The organism is Sphingomonas sp. LC-1 (assembly GCF_025371035.1).
GTDB classification, from domain to species: Bacteria; Pseudomonadota; Alphaproteobacteria; order Sphingomonadales; family Sphingomonadaceae; genus Sphingomonas; species Sphingomonas sanguinis_E.
Window position 1 is genome coordinate 44,001 of sequence record NZ_JANZXB010000004.1, and the last position, 23,398, is coordinate 67,398.

Genomic DNA, 23,398 nt, shown 5'->3' on the forward strand with positions numbered 1-23,398 from the left:
TTCACGGCGTTGAAACCGAAGCCCCCTCTGAAATCCTAAGAAAATTTCTATCCTTCAGAAACGAAGGAGCGGTTAAATTACACCGATTTCGTGACGTTAGGTCGCAGCCGATGCAAGGCTCATGCTACACCAACCTGGATCAAGATTCCACGCTGCCGTAAGCGGCATGTCGCGAAGACATGAGAATATTGTCATAAATTCGCGATGCACTGCGGTATGTTGGGACCGTAGGTCGGTTTGTCGATCAATTCGCCCGACCTGCCGCAGGCGGTGTCTTGCCAAAGCGGTGATGCCATTGCGATTCGCGATCGAAACCGCAGCCCATGGCTGCACTAGGAAGAGCCCCGACTAGGTTATCGACGCACGACCGCTCGTCCGGCAGCCCGTCCACGCGACACGATCAAGCCGGCGATTGCAGCCGCTTGGAAACCATCGATTTCGATTGGGAAATACACCGGGTGGTAGCGAAGGAGGGACTTGAACCCCCGACACGCGGATTATGATTCCGCTGCTCTAACCAGCTGAGCTACTTCGCCATGCTAGGCGTTCCACCCGGTGGAGGCGCGCCTATAGACAGGGGTTTTCGGGGCGTCAAGCGAACAAATGACGCGACATCATTTCCCATGGGCCGCCCCGATACCACCATGCACCCAGCCCGATCAGTTCGACCGCGCGGGGCCGGAAATCGCGCTCCATCTGCTGGAGCAGCAGCTTGGCCGTAGCGGGCGTGACCTTGTTCTGGATGGTGACATGCGCGCGCCAGCCGCCTGCGTCCTGCGGCGTCAACAGCCCTGCAAAAGCCTCGACCAACTCACGACGTATCGCGACCAGCCCCGGCGATTCGATACGGATCGCCACCCCCCGGCCCAGCGACATCAGGCCGCCCGCCCGCGCCTCAGGCGCGCGCAACCCGCGTGTCAGCCCGTTCAACCGATGCTTCAATTCCTGTTCGATTGAGGGGGGCAGATGGTGGAACAGGGTGCAATGCGCGTCGAGGACGTTGCGTTCGGGCGGGAAATGCTGGCGGCGCAGCCCGTCGAACCAGCCCTGATCGGCACGCCCGAACAGGGCGGTAACGATGATCGGGGCGGGCGGGCTACTCAAATCTCCACCTGACTGCCCAGTTCGACCACGCGGTTGGTCGGCAGGCGGAAGAACTCCATCGCACTCTCGGCGTTGCGCAGCATCCAGGAGAAAAGCTTTTCGCGCCACACCGACATGCCCGGCCGCTCAGCGGCGAGCAGCGTCTGGCGCGACAGGAAGAAGCTGGTGTCCATCATCTTGAAACTGCCCCCCGCCATCGCGACCCGCTTCAGCGCGGCGGGCACGTCCGCCTCTTCCATGAAGCCGAACCGCAGGACGAGGCGGTGGAAGCCATGCCCCAGATCGTCCAGCTTGGCGCGGTCGTCCTCGGGCCAATAGGGCTGGCTGATGATCTTGACGGTCAGCAGGATGATCCGCTCGTGCAGCACCTTGTTGTGCTTGAGGTTATGGAGCAGCGCGTGGGGAACCCCCTCCGGCGAAGAGGTCATGAAGATCGCCGTGCCCGGCACCCGGCTCGCAGCGCCCGCCGCCGAGTCGATGAAGATGTGGATCGGCATCGTCCCCTCGCGCAGACGCTGGATCATCAGCTTTCGCCCGGTCGACCAGGTGGTGAGGAAGGTGAAGATGATGAAGCCGACCAGCAGCGGGAACCATCCCCCGGAGGGCACCTTGGTCAGATTGGCCAGGAAATAGGCACCATCGACCAGGAAGAACAGGCCGAGTAGCGGTACGGCCGCGAAGAGCGGCCATTTCCACAGGCGCGTCAGCGCGACACCCAGCAGGCAGGTGTCGATCAGCATCGCCCCCGTCACCGCGATGCCGTAGGCCGAGGTCAGGTTGGACGACGAGCGGAAGAACAGCACCAGCAGGATCACCATCACCATCAGCATCCAGTTGATGAGTGGGATGTAGATCTGACCGGCGGTGGCGGCGGAGGTATGCTCGATCCGAAGCCGGGGCATGAACCCCAGCTGGATCGCCTGTTGCGTGACGGAGAAGGCGCCGGTGATGACCGCCTGGCTGGCGATGACCGCCGCGGCCGTGGCGAGGAGGACGAGGGGCAACTGCAACCCTTCGGGGGCCAGCATATAGAAGGGGCTTTCCAGCGCCGCAGCGCCTTCGCGAAACAGCAGCGCGCCCTGCCCCATATAGTTGAGCATCAACGCGGGCAGGACGAAGACCAGCCAGGACAGCCCGATCGGCCGCCGCCCGAAATGCCCCATATCGGCGTAGAGCGCCTCGGCCCCGGTCACCGCGAGCACCACCGATCCCAGTGCCAGGAATCCGCGCAACGGATCGATGAAGAAGAACTGGATCGCGTAGTGCGGCGACAGGGCCCAGAGCACGCCCGGCGTCTGGATGAAGCTCATCACGCCCAGCACCGCGATCGAAGCGAAATAAACCAGCATGACCGGCCCGAAGAACAGGCCCACCCGTTCGGTCCCCGAGCGCTGGATCTTGAACAGCACGATCAGGATGGTGATCGCGATCGGCAGGACGAAGCCGCCAAAGGCCGGGGCCGCGACCGCCAGTCCCTCGACCGCGCCCAGCACGGTGACGGCGGGCGTGATCATGCTGTCGCCGTAGAAAAGCGCCGTGGCGAAGACGCCTAGCAGCACGATCCCGCGCGACCAGCGCCGCGTCTTGGTCTGCCCCGACACCAAGGCGAGCAGCGCCAGGCTGCCCCCCTCGCCCTTATTGTCGGCGCGCATGATGATCGCGACATATTTGACCGACACCACGATCATCATCGACCAGAAGATCAGGCTGATGACGCCCAGGATATGCGCGGCGTCGAGCGGCAGCGGGTGGTGCGGATTGGCGAAGGTCTCGCGAAAGGCATAGAGCGGGCTGGTGCCGATGTCGCCGAACACGACGCCGATGGCCCCCAGCGCGAGCCGCGCCATGCCCTGCGGATGATGCGTTTGATGCTCGTCCGGCGCGACCATGGGGTTCGCGGTCGTGGCGGTGCCGGTCGGGGCGACGCTCATCGTGCGATCGTACCGACGATGGAGAGGATCATCGGCAACATCGGTGGCAACCCTTCGATCATCGCGCGCCCCTAGCATGCCCCCAAAAGGGCAGCAACGCGGACCCCCGGCGCTTGTTGCATCGACGCATGATTTCGACCTGACAGCGATGCGGCAATGCAACAGTGAATCGGAGGAACGCGGCGATGGGGCAGGAAAGGCTCGGACCATGGGATCGGTCGGCGCCACGTCACATTCCCCATCCGAAACGGTTCACCTCCCGCCCCCGATCGGCTAGGGCAGGACCATGGTTAGTCGTCCCGCCGTTCAGGCCGCTTCGGAAATCCCGCCCCCCATCGTCACCATCGACGATGTACGCATCGCCCATGCGCGGATTTCGGACCGTATCATTCGGACGCCGACCCTGATCAGCCGGACCCTGTCGCAACTGACGGGCGCGACCGTCTATCTCAAGTTCGAAAACCTTCAGTTCACCGCCGCCTATAAGGAACGCGGCGCGCTCAACACGCTGCTGCAACTGTCCGACGAAGCGCGGGCCAAGGGCGTGATCGCCGCCTCGGCGGGCAATCATGCGCAGGGCCTTGCCTATCATGCCAACCGGCTGGGCATCCCCGCCACCATCGTGATGCCGCGCACCACGCCCATCGTGAAGGTCGTCCAGACCGAGGGGCATGGCGCGACCGTGGTGCTGGAGGGCGATACGTTCGATGCCGCCTATGCCCATGCGCGCGAACTGGAGACACAGCGCGGCTTCACCTTCATCCATCCGTTCGACGATGCGCGCGTGATCGCGGGTCAGGGCACCGTCGCGCTAGAAATGCTGGAGGATGCGCCCGACATCGACACGCTGATCGTGCCGATCGGCGGCGGCGGGCTGATCTCGGGCATGGCGACCGTCGCGTCCGCCATGCCCCGCCCGGTCGAGGTGGTCGGCGTGCAGGCCGAGCTCTTCCCCTCGATGTACAACAAGCTGAACGGCACCGACCTGCCCTGCGCCGGCGACACGCTGGCCGAGGGCATCGCGGTCAAGGTGCCTGGGGGGCTGACGTCGCAACTCGTCGCGCAGCTGGTTCGCGAGATCGTGCTGGTCGACGAACGCCATCTGGAAGAAGCCGTCAGCGCGCTGTTGCAGATCGAAAAGACCGTGGTCGAGGGTGCGGGCGCGGCGGGTCTGGCCGCGCTCATGTCCCACCCGGAGCGGTTCCGCGGCAAGACGGTCGGCATCGTTTTGTGCGGCGGCAATATCGACACGCGGCTGCTCGCCAATGTGTTGCTGCGCGATCTGGCCCGCTCGGGTCGCCTCGCCCGGCTGCGCATCCGGTTGCAGGACCAGCCGGGCGCGCTGTTCAACGTCGCGCGGATCTTCGACCGCGAGCGGGTGAACATCATCGAGGTCTATCACCAACGCGTCTTCACCACCCTGCCCGCCAAGGGGCTGATCACCGACATCGAGTGCGAGACGCGCGACGCGCTGCACCTGCACCGGCTGATCGAGGCACTGCGCGCCGGGGGCTATGAAACGACTCAGGTCGAACTGGCCTGAGCCATTTAGTTTTTCGCCGAATCGTCCCGTTTCCGAACGATGCTTCCCCATCGCTTCGGACGGGAAGATCGTTAATAAGGAGGGATCGTCCTCCCCTTGAAGGAACTGCCCGGCGGTGACCGCGCCCTTTCGTTTTCCGCGCTTCTTCGTCACCAGCCCGTCTCCCTGCCCCTATCTGCCGGGGCGTGACGAGCGGAAGGTGTTCACCGAACTGAACGGCGAACATGCGGGCGAGTTGAACGAGGCGCTGAGCCGAATCGGATTCCGCCGGAGCCAGGGGGTCGCCTATCGCCCCTCCTGCGCGGGCTGCACCGCCTGCATCTCGGTGCGGGTCGTCGCCGATGGCTTCCGTCCCAATGCGAGCCAGCGCAAGCTGCTGCGCCGTCATGCCGATCTGGAGGTCACCGCCTGCCAGCCCTGGGCGACCGCCGAGCAGTTCCAGCTGCTGCGCCGCTATCTGGGCGAGCGGCATCCGGGTGGCGGGATGACCGCGATGGACGAAAGTGACTATGCCGACATGGTCGAACTTTCCCCGGTCCAGTCCGTACTGGTCGAGTATCGCGAGCCGACGGGACCCGAGGGGCAGCGTGGCCGGCTGGTCGGTGCGTGCCTGACCGATCGGCAGGGCGATGGCCTGTCGATGATCTACAGTTTCTTCGAGACCCAGGATGAGAACCGCCCCGGCATGGGCAACTTCATCATCATGGACCATATCCTCCGCGCACGCGCGGGCGGCCTGCCTTATGTCTATCTGGGCTATTGGGTGAAGGGTTCGCCGCGCATGGCGTACAAGACCCGGTATCAACCGCTCGAAGCGCTGGGCCCGCGCGGTTGGGCGATGTTCAACGGCGAACAGCCTGCGCCCGCCGCACCGCCGCCCGTCGAGGCATTGGGTTAGGGCTGGACGGGATTTCTCCTCGCTCGGAGGCGCGTCTGCATCAGCGCGAATCTAGGCCGATCGTCAATCACAAGACCGTCGCCCCGGGCCAAGGCGATAGGCAATCGGCGGACGGATTGATGCCGCCAAGCGGGGCACCCGGAACGGGATGCCCCGCTTGCACCAGCCTATTGCGTCTCGCCGGTCGCGGTTACGGCAGCCCAGGGTCCGCCCGCCACCGCCGCCGCGCCGGTGGCGTCGAGCGCCACGGCGACGCGGACATGGCGGTCCTGTGGGCTAAGTCCCGTGCACGGATCGAAGCCGATCCAGCCCAGATCGGGGACATGCGCCTCCGCCCAGCAATGGGGTTTGCCCTGCTCCGCCCCATTCAGGGCGGCATAGCCCGAGACATAGCGTGCCGGGATGTTCAGCGAACGCGCCGCCACGCAGAAGATATGCGCCAGATCGCACGGCGTCGCGCGTTCTTGTGCAAAAGCGTGCGCCAGGTCGGGGCCCGCCGGTTTCGCCTCGAAATCCACGGCGAAACGGTGCCGCAGCGCATGGTTCAGGGCATGGAGCGCGGCAAGCGGCCCCTCCGCCCCTCGCGTCGCTTCCGCCGCGAAACCCGCAATCGCCGGATCGGCGGGCGTAGCCTGGGTCGCGCGGAGGAAAAGCGGCGGCGGCAATGTCTCGGCCGCGCCGTGGATCAGGCCATGCGCATCGCTGGTCAGTACCTCGCCCGCGGCGGTGATCGTCACGACCTCGGGCGCGTCCTCGATATACAGCATGGTGACGGCATTGCCGAACCCGTCATGGCTTCGCCGCAACCGCGCGTCGCAATCGACGTCGATCCGCCAATGCGCGACCGTCTGGTCGTCGTGATTTTCGGGGGTGAGGCGCAACATCTGCACCATCGTCCCCAGCGGCGAGCGGGGACGGCACAGGAGCTGATGCTCGACGGCGATGCGCATCAGACGAACTTGAACTGACGGCCGATGGCGGCGTGCAGTTGCGCATTCTCCTGAATAAAGGCTTCCAGATATTGATGGAGCCCCCCGGCGATCACGTCCCCCGATCGCGTCTTGGTCATTCGGTTTGCACGTACCCTGGCCATACGATCCGCTTCCCCATGCTGCCCCGTTCGCCGGGCAAGTTGCCCCAGCACGTCCACCGTTTCCTCGACCGATGCCGCCAGACTGCGCGGCAATTCGGTGCGCGCGATCAGCAGGTCGATCACATTGGCGGGCTTCAGCCCGTCGGAATAGAGCCAGCGATAGGCGGTGACGGCGGACACGGTCTGGAGGATCGTCGTCCACTGGTCGCGATCGACGACGCCGCCGATCCGCTCGCCTGCCGGCAGCAGGATATGGTATTTCACGTCGAGCAGCCGCGCGGTGTTGTCCGCCCGCTCGACCGCCTGACCAAGCCTGATGAACCAGGTCGTCTGGTTGCGCAGCATCCGGTGGACCGCGCCTTCGAAACCGCGCGTCTCGTTCTTCACCGCCTCGACCAGGCTGAGCACGGCGGTCGGGTCCTCGGCCGCCGGTCGTGCCTCGAAATGCAGCCAGGCGCGATTGATCGCGCTCCACGCCTCGCGGGTCAGCGCGGTGCGGACCGCCCGCGCATTCGTCCGCGCCATGTCGACGCAGCGGACGATCGAGCCGGGATGGCAGCTTTCGACCGTCAGGAACCGGGCGACCTCCCGCCGCCGCATCTCGCGCCCGCCCTCGGCGAAGGCGCTCGCGGTATCGGTGACCGCGAGCGCCGATCCCCAGGCCGCCAGCCCCGCCGAACGCGGCGACAGAACGTCGAGGCGAACGGTCGCCTCGACCAGCCGGGCGATAAAGTCCGCCCGTTCGAAATAACGCCCCAGCCAGTAGAGCGAGGATGCAGTCCGCGAAAGCATCAGCGCACCCCCTGGCTTTGGATTTGCGACTGCTGGCCCTGCACCTGTATCCATTTGTCGGGTTCGGGCGCCAACAGGACGAAGCTGTCCTTGGTGCCGCCGCCCTGGCTGGAGTTGACGACCAGCGACCCCTCGCGAAGCGCGACGCGGGTCAGGCCGCCCGGTGTCACCTCCACGCCGTTGCGCCCGGTCAGGACGAAGGGGCGGAAATCGACATGGCGCGGTGCGACGCCGCTTTCGACCAAGGTCGGTACGGTGGACAGCGCCAGAGTGGGCTGCGCGATATAGCGGTGCGGCTCCGCGATCAGCGCGGCGCGGAAATGCTCGATCTGCACCTTGGTCGCGGTCGGACCAACCAGCATCCCATAGCCGCCCGATCCATCGACCAGCTTGACCACCAGCTCGCTCAAATGGTCGAGGACATAGGCCAGTGCCTCGGGCTCGCGACACCGCCAGGTCTCGACATTCTTCAGCTTGGGCTCGCCGCCGGAATAATAGCGGACGATGTCGGGCATATAGCTGTAGATCGCCTTGTCGTCGGCGATGCCGTTGCCGGGCGCATTAAGGATGGCGACATTGCCCGCCGCATAAGCCGCGATCAGCCCCGGCACGCCCAGCATCGAATCAGGACGGAAGACCAGCGGGTCGAGGAAATCGTCATCGACCCGGCGATAGATGACATCGACCTTCACCCGCCCCGCGATGGTGCGCATCCAGACGATGTCATCATCGACGATCAGATCGGCCGCCTCGACCAGTTCGATCCCCATCGAATCGGCCAGGAAGCTGTGTTCGTAATAGGCCGAGTTATAATGGCCGGGCGTCAGTACGACACAGGTCGGCTCGGCGACACCGTGCGGCGCGACCGACTTCATCGTGGCGAGCAGCCGGTCGGGATAGCTGTCCACCGCCGCCACCCGGAACTGCCGGAACAGTTCGGGGCAAAGACGCAGCATCGCCTCACGGTTCTCCAGCATATAGCTGACGCCCGAGGGGGTGCGCGCATTATCCTCCAGCACGAAGAAATCGTCCGGTCCGGTTCGCACCAGATCGATGCCGCAAATATGCGCCCAGACCCCGTGCGGCGGTCGCATGCCCGCGATTTCGGGGCGGAATTGCGGATTGCCGAAGATCAGATCGGGCGGAAGCACCCCGTCGCGCAGGATCTTCCGCTCGCCATAAATATCGTCGAGGAACGCGTTGATCGCCTCGACCCGCTGGACCAGCCCCTCGGACAGCCGCGCCCATTCGTCGGGCAGGAACACGCGCGGGACGATGTCGAACGGAATGATCCGCTCGGCCGCGTCGCTTTCGCCATAGACGGCGAAGGTGATGCCCAGTTGCCGGAAAGTCGCCTCGGCCGCCTGTTGCCGGCGGCGAAGTTCACTATCGGGGGTGTGATCGAGCCAGCGCTGAAGTGCATTGAGTTCCGGGCGCGGCGCGACAGCACCGGAAGCCCCCATGATTTCGTCGAACGCGGCGATTGTCCCCATCCGGTCGTTACGCTCCCCCTAGTGATCGGGTTCCATGCTGCACCGCAGGAGGGGGGTGCGCAAGGGGAGATTTCCCGCTCCGCCCCGGCACGGTGGAGGACCTACGCTCCCAGTTTCTCCAACATGGACGGGGTCAGCACCTGCGGCAGGACCTGGGGCTCTTTCGCACCCGGCGCGTAATAGAGGTAAAGCGGCACCCCGGCCCGGTTATGCCGTTCGATAAAGCGTCCCAGAACCGGGTCCCCGTCGGTCCAGTCGCCGACCAGCACCGCCACCTTGTTGCGGTCGAACGCCTCGCGCACCGATGCCCGCTCGATCGCGGCGGCCTCGTTCACCTTGCAGCTCAGGCACCAATCGGCGGTGAAATAGGCGAAGACGGGGCGGTTCTGGCGACGCAGGCTGTCCAGCTTGGCCTCGGTAAAGCCGGTGTCGGCCGTCGGTTTGGCGATGGCGGCGGCGGGCTTGACCGTCACCACGATCGCCACCGCCAGCACCAGCGCCGCCACCGCGGGCCAGCCCGCGCGGCCCTTGCCGCCATGCTGGCGCAGTCCCGTCCACCAGAAGCCGAGCGAGGCCAGCAACGCGGCGGCGAGGCCCAGCGTCATGCCGGTCACCCCCGCCTCCTGCCCCAATATCCAGGCGAGCGCGAGCGCGGTCAGGAACATTGGCACCGACAGGATATGGCGCAGCCGCACCATCCACATGCCCGGCTTGGGAAGCCGCCGCCGCAGCGCAGGGACAAAGCCAATCGCGATGAAGGGCAACGCGATTCCGATCCCCAGCCCCGCGAAGACCGCCAGCGCGGCGGCGGCGGGCAGGACCAGCGCCGCGCCCAAGGCGCCTGCCATGAACGGCCCCGAACAGGGCGTAGCGACGAACGCCGCCAGTGCCCCGGTGGCGAACGATCCCATCGCCCCCGATCGCCCCGCAAAGGCGGGCGTGGGCAACTCGAACAGCCCCGCCAGATTGAACGCGATCCCCGCAACCAACAGCAGCAATATGCCGATCACGCGCGGGTCCTGTAGCTGGAAGGCCCAGCCCGCGCTTTGCCCCCCGGCCCGCAGAGCCAGCAGCACCACGCCCAGCCCGACACAGACCAGCACCACGCCCGCCGTATAGGCCAGCGCCTCGGCCCGCGCATGCCGCTCGTCGCCGCCGCCACGCGCCAGGCTCAGCGCCTTGAGGCTCAGGATCGGGAAGACGCAGGGCATGATGTTGAGTAGCAATCCGCCCAGCACGGCACCCAGAAACGCCAGAGTGACCGCGCCGAACCCGTGATCGCCCCCCGCGCCCTCGCCGCTAGAAGCGATCGCACCCGGTTTGGCGGCAAAGGCGAGGCCCTGCCCCTCCCCGATCGACAGCACGCCCGATACCGGTCCGGGGGTCGGCACGGCGGCGGCGGGGATGGCGAGGATCAACCGGTCGCCCTTGCGTTCCATCCCTTGCGCCGCGGCATGGTCGATCACACCGCTGCGGTCGGGGAAGAAATAGGCTTGGTTCACTGCGACCGAGGCGGGCAGCGGCACCGCGATCCGCACCGTCTTGCCCTTGGTCTCGATCACGCCGTCGCCACCCAGCGGCTTGGGCAGCGCAGCGCGCCAGCGGTCGAACTCGCCACGCGTCGCGGCGTCGACCGCGCCCTCGCCGACGGTCAGCCGGGTCGACAGCGTCTGGCTTTCGGGGACGCAGATGGTGTCGGTACAGACCAGATAGTCGAGCTTGACCGTCACGGGCAGCGGCGTTCCCTTCGCCAGCCCCGCCGGGACCTTCAGGTCCGCCAGCAGCGTGAAGGGCCGCTCATAGACATAGTTCATCAGCCCGGCGATCTTCAGCCGCCCCGGCACCGGGTAGCGCAATTCGCCCGCGGTCACGCCCTTGGGCAGGGTCCAGTGCGCCTCGGTCGGCAGGCCCGCATCGCCGCCATTCTTCCAATAGCCGTGCCAGCCCTTCTCGGGCGTCGCGACGATGGCCAGGGTGGTCTGCCCCCCCGCCGCCGGGGTCGCGCTTTCGGCGACGAGGCGCATCGGCAGATGGATCGCCCCCGGCGCGGCCGGCGGCCCGCTCTCCGCGATGCCGGGGGTCATCGCCACCGACATGAAGAGAGCCGTCATCAGGATGTAAAACCAACCGCGCATCGACCTTGCCCTAACCCGCTTTCGCGTTCCATAGCGCCCCCGTCCCCGCTTTGCATCAAGGTTGCCCATGAAGTCCCTGACTGCCGCGCTTCTCGCCTCCGCCGCGCTGTTCGCCGCGCCCGCCCTCGCGCAGACGGCAAGCCCCGAACCCGGCGGCGCCCCCGCGCCCGTCGCCTCGCCCCCCGCGACGCCGCAACCGCCCTTTCCCACCACGCCGCCCAAGCTGATCGTGGCAATCTCGGTGGATCAATTCTCGGCCGACCTGTTCCAGCAATATCGCAACCACTTCACCGGCGGCATGGCGCGCCTGCTGACCGGCGCGGTCTTTCCCTCGGGCTATCAAAGCCATGCCGCGACCGAGACCTGCCCCGGCCACTCGACCATCTTGACCGGCTATCGCCCCGCGCATACCGGCATCATCGCCAACAACTGGGTCGACCAGTCGGTCGGGCGTGCGGACAAGATCGTCTATTGCTCGGAAGACGAGCGCGTCGCGGGCAACGATCACAACAACTATACCGTGTCGGACATGCATCTGAAGGTGCCGACGCTGGGCGAGCGGATGAAGACCGCCGATCCCCGCGTCCGCACCGTCTCCGTCGCGGGCAAGGACCGTGCGGCCGTGATGATGGGCGGGCACAAGATGGACGAGATCTGGTGGTGGGATGGCAAGACCTATGTCTCCTATGCCGGTCGTGTCGTGCCGCCGGTCGTGGAGCGCACGCGCAAGGCCGTTGCCGACCTGATCGCCCGGCCGCAGGCGGCCCTGCCGCTGCCCGGATTTTGCAAGTCGCTCGACCGACCGATCACCGTGGGCGGCCAGACGCTGGGCACCGGCCGGTTCCAGCGCGCGGCGGGCGACCTGAAGGCGTTCCGCGTATCTCCGGCGGCCGACGCGGCGGTGCTGGCGATGGCGGCGGGCTTCGTCCAGGACATGAAGCTGGGCCAGGGGCCGCAGACCGACATGCTGTCGGTCGGCCTGTCGGCGACCGACTATATCGGCCATGCGCTGGGCACCCAGGGGGCCGAGATGTGCATCCAAATGGAGGAACTCGACCGCTCGCTGGCGGGATTCTTCGACGTGCTCGATGCGACCGGCGTCGACTATGAGGTGATGCTGACCGCCGACCACGGCGCGCACGACATGACCGAGCGGCAGCAGATCCGCGCCATGCCGATGGAAAGCCATGTCGCGCCGGAGGCCAAGACCAAGGCGATGGCCGCCATCATCGCGCAAGGTCTGGGCCTGTCCAACACACCGCCGATCATGATGAGCGCGGAGGGCGACATCTATATCAACCGCGATCTGCCACCCGCCACGCGCGCGAAGGTGCTGGCCGAGGCGAAGCGGCGTTACGAAGCGTTGCCGCAGGTCGCCGCCGCGCTGACCCGCGACGAGATCGCGGCGACCCCCTGGCCGACGACGCCGCCCGAAACCTGGACGCTGAAGGAAAAGGCGCGCTCCTCCTACGATCCGACACGTTCGGGCGACCTGCTGATCCTGCTCAAGCCGCGCGTCACCACGATCGAGGAACCCGCCCCCGGCTATGTCGAGACTCATGGTTCGCCCTGGGACTATGATCGCCGCGTGCCGATCCTGTTCTGGCGCAAGGGGATGAGCGGGTTCGAACAACCGCTGTCGGTCGAGACGGTCGACATTGCCCCGACACTGGCGGCGACGATCGGACTGCCGATCCCTGGCGTGGACGGGCGCTGCCTGGACCTTGATCCGGGTGCGGCGGATACGTGTAAGAAATAAGCTTGTTCCTCCCCTGCAAGGGGAGGGGGACCGCCGCGAAGCGGTGGTGGAGGGGTGTCCCCACTGGCTGCGACACCCCTCCGTCAGCCCTCCGGGCTGCCACCTCCCCTTACAGGGGAGGAATGTTAGGGGCGCTCGACCCGATATTCAATCGGTTTGAAGCTCCCCCCGTTCGAAGCGGGTGCGGAACAGGCGGTGAGCCCGATCACCAGATCCATCTGCGCCACAAAGCGGATATGATCGCCCGGCCCACTCAGCGGCGGCAGCACCTCCAGCTTGCCGGTCGCGCCATCGACCGGCACGTTCATGAAACAGTTGAACGCCACCGGAATCCGGTCGGGCACCACGCCGAAAGGCGCCAGCGCCGCCGCCAGATTGCCGAAGCATCCGCGATGGCGCGGCAGGTCGGGATAGAAATGGTCGAACGTATCGACCGAACAGGGCGTCAGCAGGAAATCGTGCATCCCAACCGTGTCGGCCACGATCTCCAGCATCACCCGCGACCGGTTGGAATAGAGCTTGTGCCCGGTGGTGAGCCGGATCGTCTCGGCGTAGTCGAGCGTGCGGCCTGACGAGATCACCTCATCCAGATCATCGGCGTTGAAAGCGAGCAGATCGGCGACCTGTCGACCGCGCGGGTCGATGACAGTCAGGCTGTCGCCCTTGGCCATGCGAAAGGCGTCGCCGCTGCGGGGCGGAATCTCGACGGTTTCGGCGCTCATCGATCGGCCGCCGCTTCGGCACCCGTATAGTGGAAGGGGCAGCGCCAGCCCTCCTCCACCGCGCGACCGCTATATTGCCGGGCCTCGCTCATCTCGCCATGGCGCGCCAGCATCGGGTTGCGCGATCCCGCCAGCGCCTCATCGCGGACCATGATCTTCTCGCGCATCCCCTCATATTTGCCTTGGGCGCGCAATATCTCGAACTGGTCGTGCAGGTTGAAGATCATGGCCGGGCGCGGGAAGCGCCGCGCGGGGCGGCTGGCGTTGGGATGCAGCCCAACGACGAAGAATGCCTCGCCGCCGAAGGACAGCGAGAAATGCGGGTCTTCCGGATCGGCGCTGACCCGTTCGTCCCAATCCTGCCCCAGCCAGACATCCTTGTCCGACAGCGACTGGATCCGCGCCCAGATCGCGCGCTCGAACGCGGCTTCGTCGAGTTGCTCGGGTCCGGCGAAGACCACCGCCAGGCTGCGGAATAGCTGCGGCTCGGCACGATAGCGTTCGGCGAAGCGCCGCAGCCGGTCATGGATGCGCAGATCGTCCCAGGCGCTCGCTATGTCGCGCGCGCCCAATATGTCCAGCGTCCCCCGCGCCATCGCCGCCTTGGCGCCGACACAAGGAAAATCCGCCGCCGCGATATGGGCACGAAGCATCGCGGCCGACTCGGGCTCGCTGGGATCGTGCGGGGGGAATAGACTGCTTCCGGTTTTCGACATGGGATGCCCCAACGCGACGGTTAGGGCAGCGTTCCCGAAAAGCCGTTTTATCTCACATAATTAGCATCGATCAATCGGACTGCTGATCCAGGTCACAAAGCGGAATGCCACCCCGTCAGTCGAGATTGGGGCGCAGCCAGCGGGTCGCCTGGGCGACATCGACCCCGCGCCGCGTCGCATAGTCCGCCAACTGGTCCTCGCCGATCCGCGCAACGCCGAAATATTCGGCCTGGGCGTGCCCGAAGTAGAAGCCGCTGACCGCCGCCGTCGGCAGCATCGCAAAGCTGTCGGTCAACTCCAGCCCGACCGCGCTTTCCGCCGCCAGCAGGTCGAACAGCGTCCGCTTGATGCTGTGTTCGGGGCAGGCGGGGTAGCCCGGTGCAGGGCGGATGCCGCGATATTGCTCGCGGATCAGCGCCTCGTTGGTCAGCTGCTCGCCCGCCGCATAGCCCCACAGGTCGGTGCGGACATGCGCATGGAGCCGCTCGGCGAACGCCTCGGCCAGACGGTCGGCCAGCGCCTTGAGCAGGATGTCGTTATAATCGTCATGCCCCGCCCGGAAGCGTTCGATATGCGCGTCAATGCCATGGATGCCGACCGCGAAGCCGCCCATCCAGTCGCCTGTCGGATCGATGAAGTCGGCCAGGCACATATTCGCCCGGCCTTCGCGCTTGGCGATCTGCTGGCGCAGGAAGGGGATGCGTGTCTCTTCCCCGTCCGTCGTCAGGATCACGTCGTCGCCGTCGCGGCGGCACGGCCAGAGCGCCGCCACGCCGCGTGCGGTCAGCCACTTCTCGGCGATGATGGTGTCGAGCATGGCCTGCGCATCGGCATAGAGGCCGCTGGCGCTCTCGCCGACCACTTCATCGGTCAGAATGGCGGGGAAGTTGCCCGCCAGTTCCCAGGCGCGAAAAAAGGGCGTCCAGTCGATATAGTCGCGCAGGTCCGACAGGTCCCAGTCCTGATAGACATGCACGCCCGGCTGCTTTGGGTCGCCCGCCTTCAGCGCCATGTCCGCGACGAAGCCGCGCGCGCGGGCTTCCTCCAGCGGCAACAGGGCATTCGCCCCCTTCCCCTCACGCGCCTTGCGGACGGCTTCGTAATCGGCGGCGACCTGCGCGACATAAGGATCGCGCTGGGTATCAGACACGAGCGTCGTCGCGACGCCAACCGCGCGGCTGGCGTCGAGGACATGGACCACCGGCCCCGAATAGGCGGGCGCGATACGCAGCGCAGTGTGAACCTTGGAGGTCGTCGCGCCGCCGATCAGCAGCGGCATGGACATGCCGGCGCGCTGCATTTCCTCGCCCACCGTCACCATCTCGTCGAGCGAGGGGGTGATGAGGCCCGACAGGCCGATCATGTCGGCGTCATTCTCATTCGCCGCCGCGATGATCTTCGACCAGGGGACCATGACGCCCAGATCGACCACCTCGAAGCCGTTGCACTGGAGCACGACGCCGACGATGTTCTTGCCGATATCGTGCACGTCGCCCTTCACGGTCGCGAGCACAATCCGGCCCTTGCCCTTGGCGCCCGGCTCCTTCGCCGCTTCGATGAAAGGCAGCAGGTGCGCGACCGCTTTCTTCATGACGCGCGCGGACTTCACCACCTGGGGCAGGAACATCTTGCCCGAGCCGAACAGGTCGCCGACGACGTTCATGCCGTCCATCAGCGGACCTTCGATCACCTCGATCGGCCGTGCGAATTGCTGGCGGCATTCCTCGGTATCGTCGACGACATGCGCGTCGATGCCCTTGACCAGCGCATATTCCAGCCGCTTGGTCACCGGCAGGCTGCGCCACTCGGCAGCCTGCTTCTCAGCGACCGCATCGGTGCCGCGATAGCGCTCGGCCAATGCGACCAGCCGCTCGCCAGCCTCTGGGTCACGGTTGAGGACGACATCCTCGCACGCCTGGCGCAGTTCGGGGTCGATCGTGTCATACACGTCGAGCTGGCCCGCATTGACGATCGCCATGTCCATGCCCGCCGGGATGGCGTGGTAGAGGAACACCGAGTGCATCGCGCGGCGCACCGGCTCGTTGCCGCGGAAAGAGAACGACAGGTTCGACAAGCCGCCCGAGATATGGACGTGGGGGCAGCGCGCCTTGATCTCGCGGCACGCCTCGATGAAGTCGACGCCGTAATTGTTATGCTCTTCGATGCCGGTGGCGACCGCGAAGACATTGGGATCGAAGATGATGTCCTCGGGCGGGAAGCCGATTCCCATCAGCAGGTCATAGGCACGCGCGCAAATCTCGACCTTGCGGTCCTTGGTGTCGGCCTGGCCGACCTCGTCGAACGCCATGACGACCACCGCCGCGCCGTACGCCATGCATCGGCGGGCATAGTGCAGGAACGCCTCCTCGCCTTCCTTCATGCTGATCGAATTGACGATCGGCTTGCCCGACACGCACTTCAAACCCGCCTCGATCACGCTCCATTTCGAGCTGTCGATCATGATCGGCACGCGCGCGATATCGGGCTCTGCGGCGATCAGCTTGAGGAAGGTGGTCATGGCGTATTCGGCGTCGAGCAGCCCTTCGTCCATGTTGACGTCGACCACCTGCGCGCCATTCTCGACCTGGCTGCGCGCTACCTCCACCGCGCGGGTATAGTCGCCCGCCAGGATCATCTTCTTGAACGCCGCCGATCCAGTGACGTTGGTCCGCTCGCCGACATTGACGAAATTGGTGGAGGTGTTGGTCATGGTGTCTTCTCAAATCCTCCCCGCTCGCGGGGAGGGGGACCAGCGAAGCTGGTGGAGGGGGGTCTCCACAAATTGCGTCGCTGGTGGATACCCCCCTCCACCAGCCTCCGGCTGGTCCCCCTCCCCGTGCCGGGGAGGATTGTTCAGGCCGCCATGGTGAACGGCTCCAGCCCGGCGAGGCGGGTGACGACCGGCGGGGTCGGGATGGTGCGGGGGGTCATGCCCTTCACCTTGTCGGCTATCGCCTTGATATGCGCAGGGGTCGAGCCGCAGCAGCCGCCCAGCACATTGACCTGCCCCTCGACCGCCCATTCGCCGACCAGACCGGCGGTGGTGACGGGCGCTTCGTCATAGGCACCCAGTTCGTTGGGCAGCCCGGCATTGGGGTAGATCATGATGAGCGTGTCGCAGATTTCCGACAGCGTCTTGACGTGCGGGCGCAGCTGTTCCGCCCCGAACGAGCAGTTCAGCCCGATGGTCAGCGGCCGGGCATGGCGCACCGCGTGCCAGAAGGCCTCGACCGTGTGGCCCGACAGGTTGCGGCCCGACAGGTCGGTCAGCGTCATCGACAACATGATCGGGATCTCGCGGCTCAGCGCCTCGCCTGCCTCGATCGTCGCCATGATCCCGGCCTTGGCGTTCAGCGTATCGAACACCGTCTCGATCAGGATGAAGTCTGCGCCGCCCTCGATCAACGCGTCGATCTGTTCGCGGTACACGTCCTTGAGGTAATCGAAGTCGATCTCGCGGTAACCCGGATCGTTCACGTCCGGCGACAGCGACAGCGTCTTGTTGGTCGGCCCGATCGCGCCCGCGACGAAGCGGGGGCGGCCGTCCTTCGCGGCGAACTCGTCTGCGATGCGGCGGGCGAGCTTCGCGCTCTCGACATTGATCTCCCGCACCAGATGCTCGGCTCCGTAATCGGCCTGGCTGATCCGGTTGGCGGAGAAGGTGTTGGTCTCGGCAATGTCCGCCCCCGCCTCGAAATAGGCGCGGTGGATGGCCTCCGGCACCTCGGGCTTGGTCAGCGCCAGGATGTCGTTATTGCCCTTCTGGTCGTGGGACAGGCCCAGCGTCCCCGCATAGGCCGCCTCGTCCAGCTTCCAGTTCTGGATCTCGGTGCCGAACGCGCCGTCGGTGATCAGGATGCGCTTGGCGGCTTCGGCGAGGAACGTGTCGCGGGTCGTCATGATCTACTCCTGCCCCCGACCAGTGCGGGAGCGTATTGGCATTCCTATAGGGGCAGAGAGGTTACGCCGCCGCTACCGTCTCGGCCTTCTTTCCGCGCACGCCCAGCAAATGGCTGATCGCATAGGCCAGTTCGGCGCGGTTGAGCGTGTAGAAGTGGAATCCCTTCACCCCGCCCGCGTACAAGCGACGGCACATCTCGGCGGCGATGGTCGCGGCGACCAGCTGGCGCGCGCCGGGATGATCGTCCAGCCCCTCGAACAGCCGGTCCATCCAGTCCGGGATGCACGCCCCGCACATGGCGGCGAACTTGCGGGTCTGCGCGACGTTCGACACCGGCAGGATACCCGGCACGATCTCCGCCGTGATCCCCGCGGCGGCGGCGGCATCGCGGAAACGGAAATAGGCTTCGGGCGAGAAGAAGAATTGCGTGATCGCACGGTTCGCGCCGGCGTCGATCTTGCGCTTAAGGTTATCGATGTCCGCCTTCTGGTCCGCCGAGTCCGGGTGGCATTCGGGATAGGCCGCGACCGAAATCTCGAACGGATGCAGCTTCTTGAGGCCCGCGACCAGATCGGCGGCATTCTCATAGCCGCCCGGATGGCTGACGAAGCGCGCGCCCTCGGCGGGAGGATCGCCGCGCAGCGCCACGATGTGCCGCACGCCCGCCGCCCAATATTCCTGCGCGACCTGGTCGATCTCCTCGCGGGTCGCCTCGACACAGGTGAGATGCGCGGCGGCGTCCATCGTCGTCTCGCGTTGGATTCGCGCGACGGTGGCATGGGTCCGCTCGCGGGTCGAGCCGCCCGCGCCGTACGTCACCGATACGAAGCGCGGATCCAGCGGCTCCAGCGTGCGGATCGCGTCCCAGAGCTGCGCATCCATCTTCTCCGTCTTGGGCGGGAAGAATTCGAAGCTGACCGCGATATCGCCGCCCACATCGGCGAACAGCGGTTCCTCATGCGCCAGCGCGGCCTCGGCCCGCGTCAGGATCGTGTTCGTCATGCCGCCTTCACCCTATTCGTCTCGACGGGCCGAAGCCCCTTCTTCACACCCAGCCAGAGCTTGACGGTCAGCTCGCCGCCCTCCAGCGTCTCGGCCCGCGCCAGCGTCAGCCCGGCAGGGCCGAACCAGCCCGCCATCTGTTCGTCGGCGAAACCCAGGCGGCTATGCGCCGCCTTCTGCCGCAATTCCTCGCGATCATGCGGCGCGAAGTCGGCGATCAACAGCCGCCCGCCCGGCCCCAGCACCCGCGCCGCCTCGGCGATCGCCGCGCCCGGCTGCTGCGCGAAGTGCAGCACATGATGCAGGATCGCGATATCCGCCGCGCCGTCGCCCATGGGCAGCGCATAGAGGTCCGCCTGCCGCAACTCGGTATTGGCGCGGCCGTGCAGCTTGGCGCGGGCCAGCCGCAGCATCTCCGACGAGCGGTCGATGCCCAGCGCCGAGTCCGCCCGGTCGCCGAACAGCTCCAGCATCCGCCCGGTGCCGGTGCCGATGTCGATCAGCGTGCCGAGATCGCCCTCGCCGATCAGCCCGGCCATCGCCTCCTCGATCTCGCTGTCCGCGACATGGAGCGAACGGATCGCGTCCCACTCGCCCGCATGATCCTCGAACCAGGCGGCCGCGCTCGCCGCCCGGTCGGCGCGCACCGCCGCCAGCCGCGCGACATCGGCCACCATCCAGGGATCGGGCGCATCCGCCGTCCAGCGATCGAGCGCCGCCATCATCGGCTCCACCGCCTCGCGGTCGCCCAGCGCGACGAAGACCCAGCTGCCTTCCTTACGGCGCTCGGCCAGTTCGGCGTCGACCAGGATCTTCACATGGCGGCTGACGCGCGGCTGGCTTTGCCCCAGCACCTGCGCCAGTTCGCCCACCGACAGCTCCATCGACCGCAGCAGCGCAAGGATGCGCAGCCGCGTCGGGTCGCTGAGGGCGCGAAAGATTTCGAGCGCATTGGCCATGGATCACGATATAAAGATATCTTTATATGCGGTCAACGGAGCGAACTCATTTCGGCCGACACGGACCCGAAACGGATGATCTGCGTTGGCACGCCGATCAAATGATGAAAACGGGAGTGTTTGCGATGAAGAAGGCCCTGATCCTCGCCCTGACCGGTGCCGCCGCATTGTCGCTGGCCGCTTGCAGCGAGAATGCCCAGCAGCAGACCGAGCAGGCCGCCGACGCCATCGGCTCGGACGTGAAGGCGACGACGCAGAACGCCTCGGACGATGTCGAGGCGGCGACCGCCAAGGCACTGAACTCGGCCGAGAATGCCATGGACAAGGCGGGTGACAAGCTGGACCGCGCCGGTGACCGGGCTGCGGCCCATGCCGACCGCGCGGGCGAGAATATCGATCGCGGGCTCGACCATGCGGGCGACAAGATCGAGCGCGGCGCGGACAATGCCCGCCAGGCGACCGGCAACGCGCTGGTCCGCGCGGGCGAGGATGTCCGCCGCTAAAGGGCGTTATCCTCAGGGATTACAGAAGCGGGTCGGCGATCAGTTCGCCGGCCCGCTTTTCTTTGGGCGGTCTGCGTGGCCTTCGAGTTCGCTCATGCTGAACGGCGTGAGGAGTTTATGACCCCATATTCCAACGTCCGTTCAGCCTGAGCGAAGAAGGCTACGCCCCAACGCTTTCAATCGAACCGAACCTTCCCCCGCCCCGCCTTCACCTGCGCCCGCCCCTTCTTGGCATCGACCCGCCGGGTCTGGGACGCGCGGGTGGGTTTGGTCGGCCGCCGCTTCTTCGGAACGATGGTCGCCTCGCGGAGCAGGTCGATCAACCGTTCACGCACCTCGCGCCGGTTCATCTCCTGCGAGCGGCTGGCATCGGCGCGCAGGGTCAGCACGCCGTCCTTGCCCAGCCGCTGCCCTGCCAACACGGCCAGCCGCATCTTCACCGCTTCCGGCAAACTCGGCGAGCCGCCCACGTCGAAGCGCAACAGCACCGCGCTGTCGGTCGTGTTGACATGCTGCCCGCCCGGCCCGGAGGCGCGGGTGAAGCTCTCGGTGATCTCGCGCTCGTCGATCGCGATGGCGCGGGTGACGGGGATCAGCGCCATCGCCTGCGCCCCTAGTCCCGGAACGCGCCGAAGCGTTCTGGCGTCGGGGCCTCGGCGGTGATCGGGTCCTTGGCGTCTCCGCGCGGCACCGTCAGGCTGGCGGCGTGCAGCAACATGCCGCCCGCTTCGCCCGCTCCATAAACGGGGTCGCCGACCACCGGCGCGCCCAGGCCCGTCGCCGCATGAACGCGAATCTGGTGGGTACGGCCGGTTTCCGGGCGGAACTCGACCAGCGTCCGCCCGCCCTCATGGCGCAATGCGCGCCAGCCGGTCCGCGCCGCCTTGCCCGTCGGATCGGCGACCATCCGCCAGCCCTCTTCCATCGTCGACACCTTGGCGAGCGGCAGGTCGATCATCCCCTCGCCCTCGATCTCGCCGTTCAGAACCGCCAGATAGCGCTTCTCGACCAGCCCGGCCTCGAACGCCTGCTGGAAACGGGCGTGCGCCTTGGGGTTGCGCGACAGGAGCAGGCAGCCGCTGGTGTCGCGGTCGAGCCGGTGCACCGCATGCGGCCAGCGCTTGAACCCGAATTTCAGCGATTCCAGATGGTTTTCGAGGCTGATCGACCCGTTACGGGGCCGATCGACGGGCAGGCCCGCCGGTTTGTCGATCACCAGCGCTTCGCCGTCGATGAATAGAACGCGATCTCCGTGCATCGCGCTCCCTTGCCACCGTGCGCGCCGACATGCCAGAGGCGCGCGTGTCATGCCGAGCGCTCTTGCCGTTTTCCTTCGCCTGTTGGCACTGCTGTCGATCGCGGTGACGCCCGTCATGGCGGCGGCGCAGTCCTGCGACGGCGTGCTGCCCCCGCCAGGCCCGGACGGTCGGGTCGCCGGGCATTTTCCCTATGGCGACGGATCGCCTCAGGACATCGTGCCAGCCCCTGCCGGGTTCGGGCTCAAGCCCTATTGCCGCCTGCACCGCGCGATGATCCCCGATCTGCAACGGCTGCTGGACGCGGCGAAGGCCGATCCGGCGGTCGGCGGCACCTTGCACGGCCTGTCCTGCCACCGCGAGGTCGCTCGCCAGCGCAACGTCTTCTGCCGCGACCGGAGCGTGTCCGCCGCCGAGCGCGCCATTTCGGTCGCGCCGGCGGGGTATAGCGAACATGCGACCGGCTATGCGGTCGATTTCGCGGTGCGTCCGGCGCGCGGATGCCCGGATGCGGAGGCGTGCATGGCCGCGTCGCCCGCGGCGCGCTGGCTGATCGCCAACGCCCCGCGCTTCGGGTTCGAGATGAGCTTTCCGGCGGGAAACAGGCAGCGGGTAAAGTGGGAGCCCTGGCACTGGCGCTGGGTCGGGACCAGTCCCGCCGAGCCGGGCGCAGCGCAGGCGCGGGCGGTCTTCGCCAGAGCGCGGGCGCAGTTCCCGGCCGATCCGGGCGTGCGCGATCCGTTGAAGGTGGTGATGACGGCCCAACCGCCGGTTCCCGTGCCCCCGCCAGCGGCCGCGCCTAGCCCAGCGACGACGAAGGGCAAATCGCGCCGCCAACGGCCCTGAACAACGGCGTGACAGGATCGCGCTTCCCGCTTAGGATCGATCCTCGCAGCACGAGAGGTGACATCGCATGACACGATGCGCGACGTATCTTCTGATAGCGGGTGCTGCTCTGGTCACGCTTCCTACGCCCGTTCTGGCGCAACATTCGGAGACGGCTTCCGACGCGGCCGTTATCAGGACGCTCCCCTCCCTCTCGATCCTCGAATTCAAGCCGGCATTCCGCTATACCGACCCGGACAGGGGCCCCTTTACCGATCGCAATATCTATTTTGGCACCGAACTCCCCGATATCGACGGAGGCCGCGTCATTGATGCCTGGTCACGAAGCCATCTCCCGGCAACGCTGTATCTGACTAACGGCACCTGCCTGCTCTATTCCATCAACCTCGGAAGTTACGGGCCCGTAAGCGGGCGTTTGGAGCCCAGCGCCTGCGCCGATCGCCCCACCAATGATCGCCAGATGCCGTCCCATCCTGTTCCAGCCGGGCTAAGATTCGTCGGTTCGTCCTGGGGCATGAGCGCCTGGGTTAATGAAAAGGACGGTACGACGGTCGTCACCAAACCCTTTGCGAAGACATTCGCACCGCTTTTCACGGCCGATTTTCCGGTGCTGGCGATGATGGCGATAATTGATCCGCATGGCGTGGGGGCGGGCATAACCCTGATCGGTCCACGGAGGGGCAAGCTCGTCGCGGTGACGGTCGATGTGGCGGTGCGGTAAATGCATCGTGGCCGCCATGCCGAT

20 protein-coding genes and 1 tRNA gene are annotated in these 23,398 nt (G+C 66.5%); 6 read left to right on the forward strand and 15 right to left on the reverse strand.

Annotated features, from left to right (window positions below; translation table 11 throughout):
* Window positions 1-459 precede the first annotated feature (459 nt).
* The 3 genes from NZL82_RS07195 to NZL82_RS07205 form a co-directional block, all read right to left on the reverse strand.
* Window positions 460-536: transfer RNA gene (locus NZL82_RS07195), tRNA-Met, on the reverse strand.
* A gap of 55 nt (window positions 537-591) precedes the next feature.
* The gene (locus NZL82_RS07200; protein ID WP_261269097.1) at window positions 592-1,104 is read right to left on the reverse strand and encodes a 2'-5' RNA ligase family protein; all 513 of its coding nucleotides are present in this window, start codon (window positions 1,102-1,104) and stop codon (window positions 592-594) included.
* Window positions 1,101-2,993 (reverse strand): potassium transporter Kup, encoded by a 1,893-nt coding sequence (locus NZL82_RS07205; RefSeq protein ID WP_261269353.1) that lies wholly within the window; start codon window positions 2,991-2,993, stop codon window positions 1,101-1,103. The genes NZL82_RS07200 and NZL82_RS07205 overlap by 4 nt, the downstream gene beginning before the upstream one ends.
* A gap of 328 nt (window positions 2,994-3,321) precedes the next feature.
* On the opposite strand from NZL82_RS07205, the gene NZL82_RS07210 reads away from it, so the two are divergent.
* Both NZL82_RS07210 and NZL82_RS07215 read left to right on the forward strand, forming a co-directional pair.
* Window positions 3,322-4,578 (forward strand): threonine ammonia-lyase, encoded by a 1,257-nt coding sequence (locus NZL82_RS07210; RefSeq protein WP_261269098.1) that lies wholly within the window; start codon window positions 3,322-3,324, stop codon window positions 4,576-4,578.
* A 115-nt stretch (window positions 4,579-4,693) separates the two neighbouring features.
* Window positions 4,694-5,476, forward strand: coding sequence for an arginyltransferase (locus NZL82_RS07215; RefSeq protein ID WP_261269099.1), 783 nt, complete (start codon window positions 4,694-4,696; stop codon window positions 5,474-5,476).
* 167 nt (window positions 5,477-5,643) lie between these two features.
* Here NZL82_RS07215 and NZL82_RS07220 read toward each other — a convergent pair whose 3' ends face one another.
* The 4 genes from NZL82_RS07220 to NZL82_RS07235 all read right to left on the reverse strand — a co-directional run bounded on the left by NZL82_RS07220 (window position 5,644) and on the right by NZL82_RS07235 (window position 10,989).
* Window positions 5,644-6,426 carry a transglutaminase family protein gene (locus NZL82_RS07220; protein WP_261269100.1) on the reverse strand — a complete coding sequence of 261 codons (783 nt, stop codon included), beginning with the start codon at window positions 6,424-6,426 and terminating at the stop codon, window positions 5,644-5,646.
* The gene (locus NZL82_RS07225) at window positions 6,426-7,361 is read right to left on the reverse strand and encodes an alpha-E domain-containing protein (RefSeq protein ID WP_261269101.1); all 936 of its coding nucleotides are present in this window, start codon (window positions 7,359-7,361) and stop codon (window positions 6,426-6,428) included. The genes NZL82_RS07220 and NZL82_RS07225 overlap by 1 nt, the downstream gene beginning before the upstream one ends.
* Window positions 7,361-8,854 carry a circularly permuted type 2 ATP-grasp protein gene (locus NZL82_RS07230; protein WP_261269102.1) on the reverse strand — a complete coding sequence of 498 codons (1,494 nt, stop codon included), beginning with the start codon at window positions 8,852-8,854 and terminating at the stop codon, window positions 7,361-7,363. Before NZL82_RS07230 ends, NZL82_RS07225 begins: the two co-directional genes overlap by 1 nt.
* 101 nt (window positions 8,855-8,955) lie before the next feature.
* Window positions 8,956-10,989 (reverse strand): protein-disulfide reductase DsbD, encoded by a 2,034-nt coding sequence (locus NZL82_RS07235; protein ID WP_261269103.1) that lies wholly within the window; start codon window positions 10,987-10,989, stop codon window positions 8,956-8,958.
* 67 nt (window positions 10,990-11,056) lie between these two features.
* Here NZL82_RS07235 and NZL82_RS07240 point away from each other — a divergent pair, with 67 nt between their 5' ends.
* Window positions 11,057-12,748 carry an alkaline phosphatase family protein gene (locus NZL82_RS07240; RefSeq protein WP_261269104.1) on the forward strand — a complete coding sequence of 564 codons (1,692 nt, stop codon included), beginning with the start codon at window positions 11,057-11,059 and terminating at the stop codon, window positions 12,746-12,748.
* A 125-nt stretch (window positions 12,749-12,873) separates the two neighbouring features.
* On the opposite strand, the gene NZL82_RS07245 is transcribed toward NZL82_RS07240, so the two are convergent.
* From NZL82_RS07245 to NZL82_RS07270, 6 genes are all read right to left on the reverse strand, one after another.
* A complete protein-coding gene (locus tag NZL82_RS07245) occupies window positions 12,874-13,470 on the reverse strand; it encodes an urea carboxylase-associated family protein (protein ID WP_261269105.1) in 597 nt (198 codons plus the stop codon).
* Complete coding sequence (gene gntA, locus NZL82_RS07250) at window positions 13,467-14,186, reverse strand: guanitoxin biosynthesis heme-dependent pre-guanitoxin N-hydroxylase GntA (RefSeq protein WP_261269106.1); 720 nt, start codon at window positions 14,184-14,186, stop codon at window positions 13,467-13,469. Before gntA ends, NZL82_RS07245 begins: the two co-directional genes overlap by 4 nt.
* 115 nt (window positions 14,187-14,301) lie before the next feature.
* Complete coding sequence (metH, locus tag NZL82_RS07255; protein ID WP_261269107.1) at window positions 14,302-16,896, reverse strand: methionine synthase; 2,595 nt, start codon at window positions 16,894-16,896, stop codon at window positions 14,302-14,304.
* Window positions 16,897-17,039: 143 nt separating this feature from the next.
* Window positions 17,040-18,086 carry a homocysteine S-methyltransferase family protein gene (locus NZL82_RS07260; protein ID WP_261269108.1) on the reverse strand — a complete coding sequence of 349 codons (1,047 nt, stop codon included), beginning with the start codon at window positions 18,084-18,086 and terminating at the stop codon, window positions 17,040-17,042.
* A 61-nt stretch (window positions 18,087-18,147) separates the two neighbouring features.
* On the reverse strand, window positions 18,148-19,089 hold the full coding sequence (metF, locus tag NZL82_RS07265; RefSeq protein ID WP_261269109.1) for a methylenetetrahydrofolate reductase: 942 nt from the start codon (window positions 19,087-19,089) through the stop codon (window positions 18,148-18,150).
* Window positions 19,086-20,048: a metalloregulator ArsR/SmtB family transcription factor gene (locus NZL82_RS07270; RefSeq protein WP_261269110.1), complete on the reverse strand. Its 963-nt coding sequence runs from the start codon at window positions 20,046-20,048 to the stop codon at window positions 19,086-19,088. Before NZL82_RS07270 ends, metF begins: the two co-directional genes overlap by 4 nt.
* A gap of 125 nt (window positions 20,049-20,173) precedes the next feature.
* Here NZL82_RS07270 and NZL82_RS07275 point away from each other — a divergent pair, with 125 nt between their 5' ends.
* Complete coding sequence (locus tag NZL82_RS07275; protein ID WP_261269111.1) at window positions 20,174-20,551, forward strand: hypothetical protein; 378 nt, start codon at window positions 20,174-20,176, stop codon at window positions 20,549-20,551.
* Window positions 20,552-20,727: 176 nt separating this feature from the next.
* On the opposite strand, the gene arfB is transcribed toward NZL82_RS07275, so the two are convergent.
* Together arfB and NZL82_RS07285 are read right to left on the reverse strand one after the other, a co-directional pair.
* A complete protein-coding gene (gene arfB, locus NZL82_RS07280; RefSeq protein WP_261269112.1) occupies window positions 20,728-21,153 on the reverse strand; it encodes an alternative ribosome rescue aminoacyl-tRNA hydrolase ArfB in 426 nt (141 codons plus the stop codon).
* 11 nt (window positions 21,154-21,164) lie between these two features.
* A complete protein-coding gene (locus NZL82_RS07285) occupies window positions 21,165-21,809 on the reverse strand; it encodes an RluA family pseudouridine synthase (protein WP_261269113.1) in 645 nt (214 codons plus the stop codon).
* Window positions 21,810-21,858: 49 nt separating this feature from the next.
* Between NZL82_RS07285 and NZL82_RS07290 the strand changes: the two genes are divergently transcribed.
* Both NZL82_RS07290 and NZL82_RS07295 read left to right on the forward strand, forming a co-directional pair.
* Complete coding sequence (locus NZL82_RS07290) at window positions 21,859-22,653, forward strand: M15 family metallopeptidase (protein ID WP_261269114.1); 795 nt, start codon at window positions 21,859-21,861, stop codon at window positions 22,651-22,653.
* Window positions 22,654-22,720: 67 nt separating this feature from the next.
* On the forward strand, window positions 22,721-23,374 hold the full coding sequence (locus NZL82_RS07295) for a hypothetical protein (protein WP_261269115.1): 654 nt from the start codon (window positions 22,721-22,723) through the stop codon (window positions 23,372-23,374).
* The last annotated feature ends 24 nt before the right edge of the window (window positions 23,375-23,398 follow it).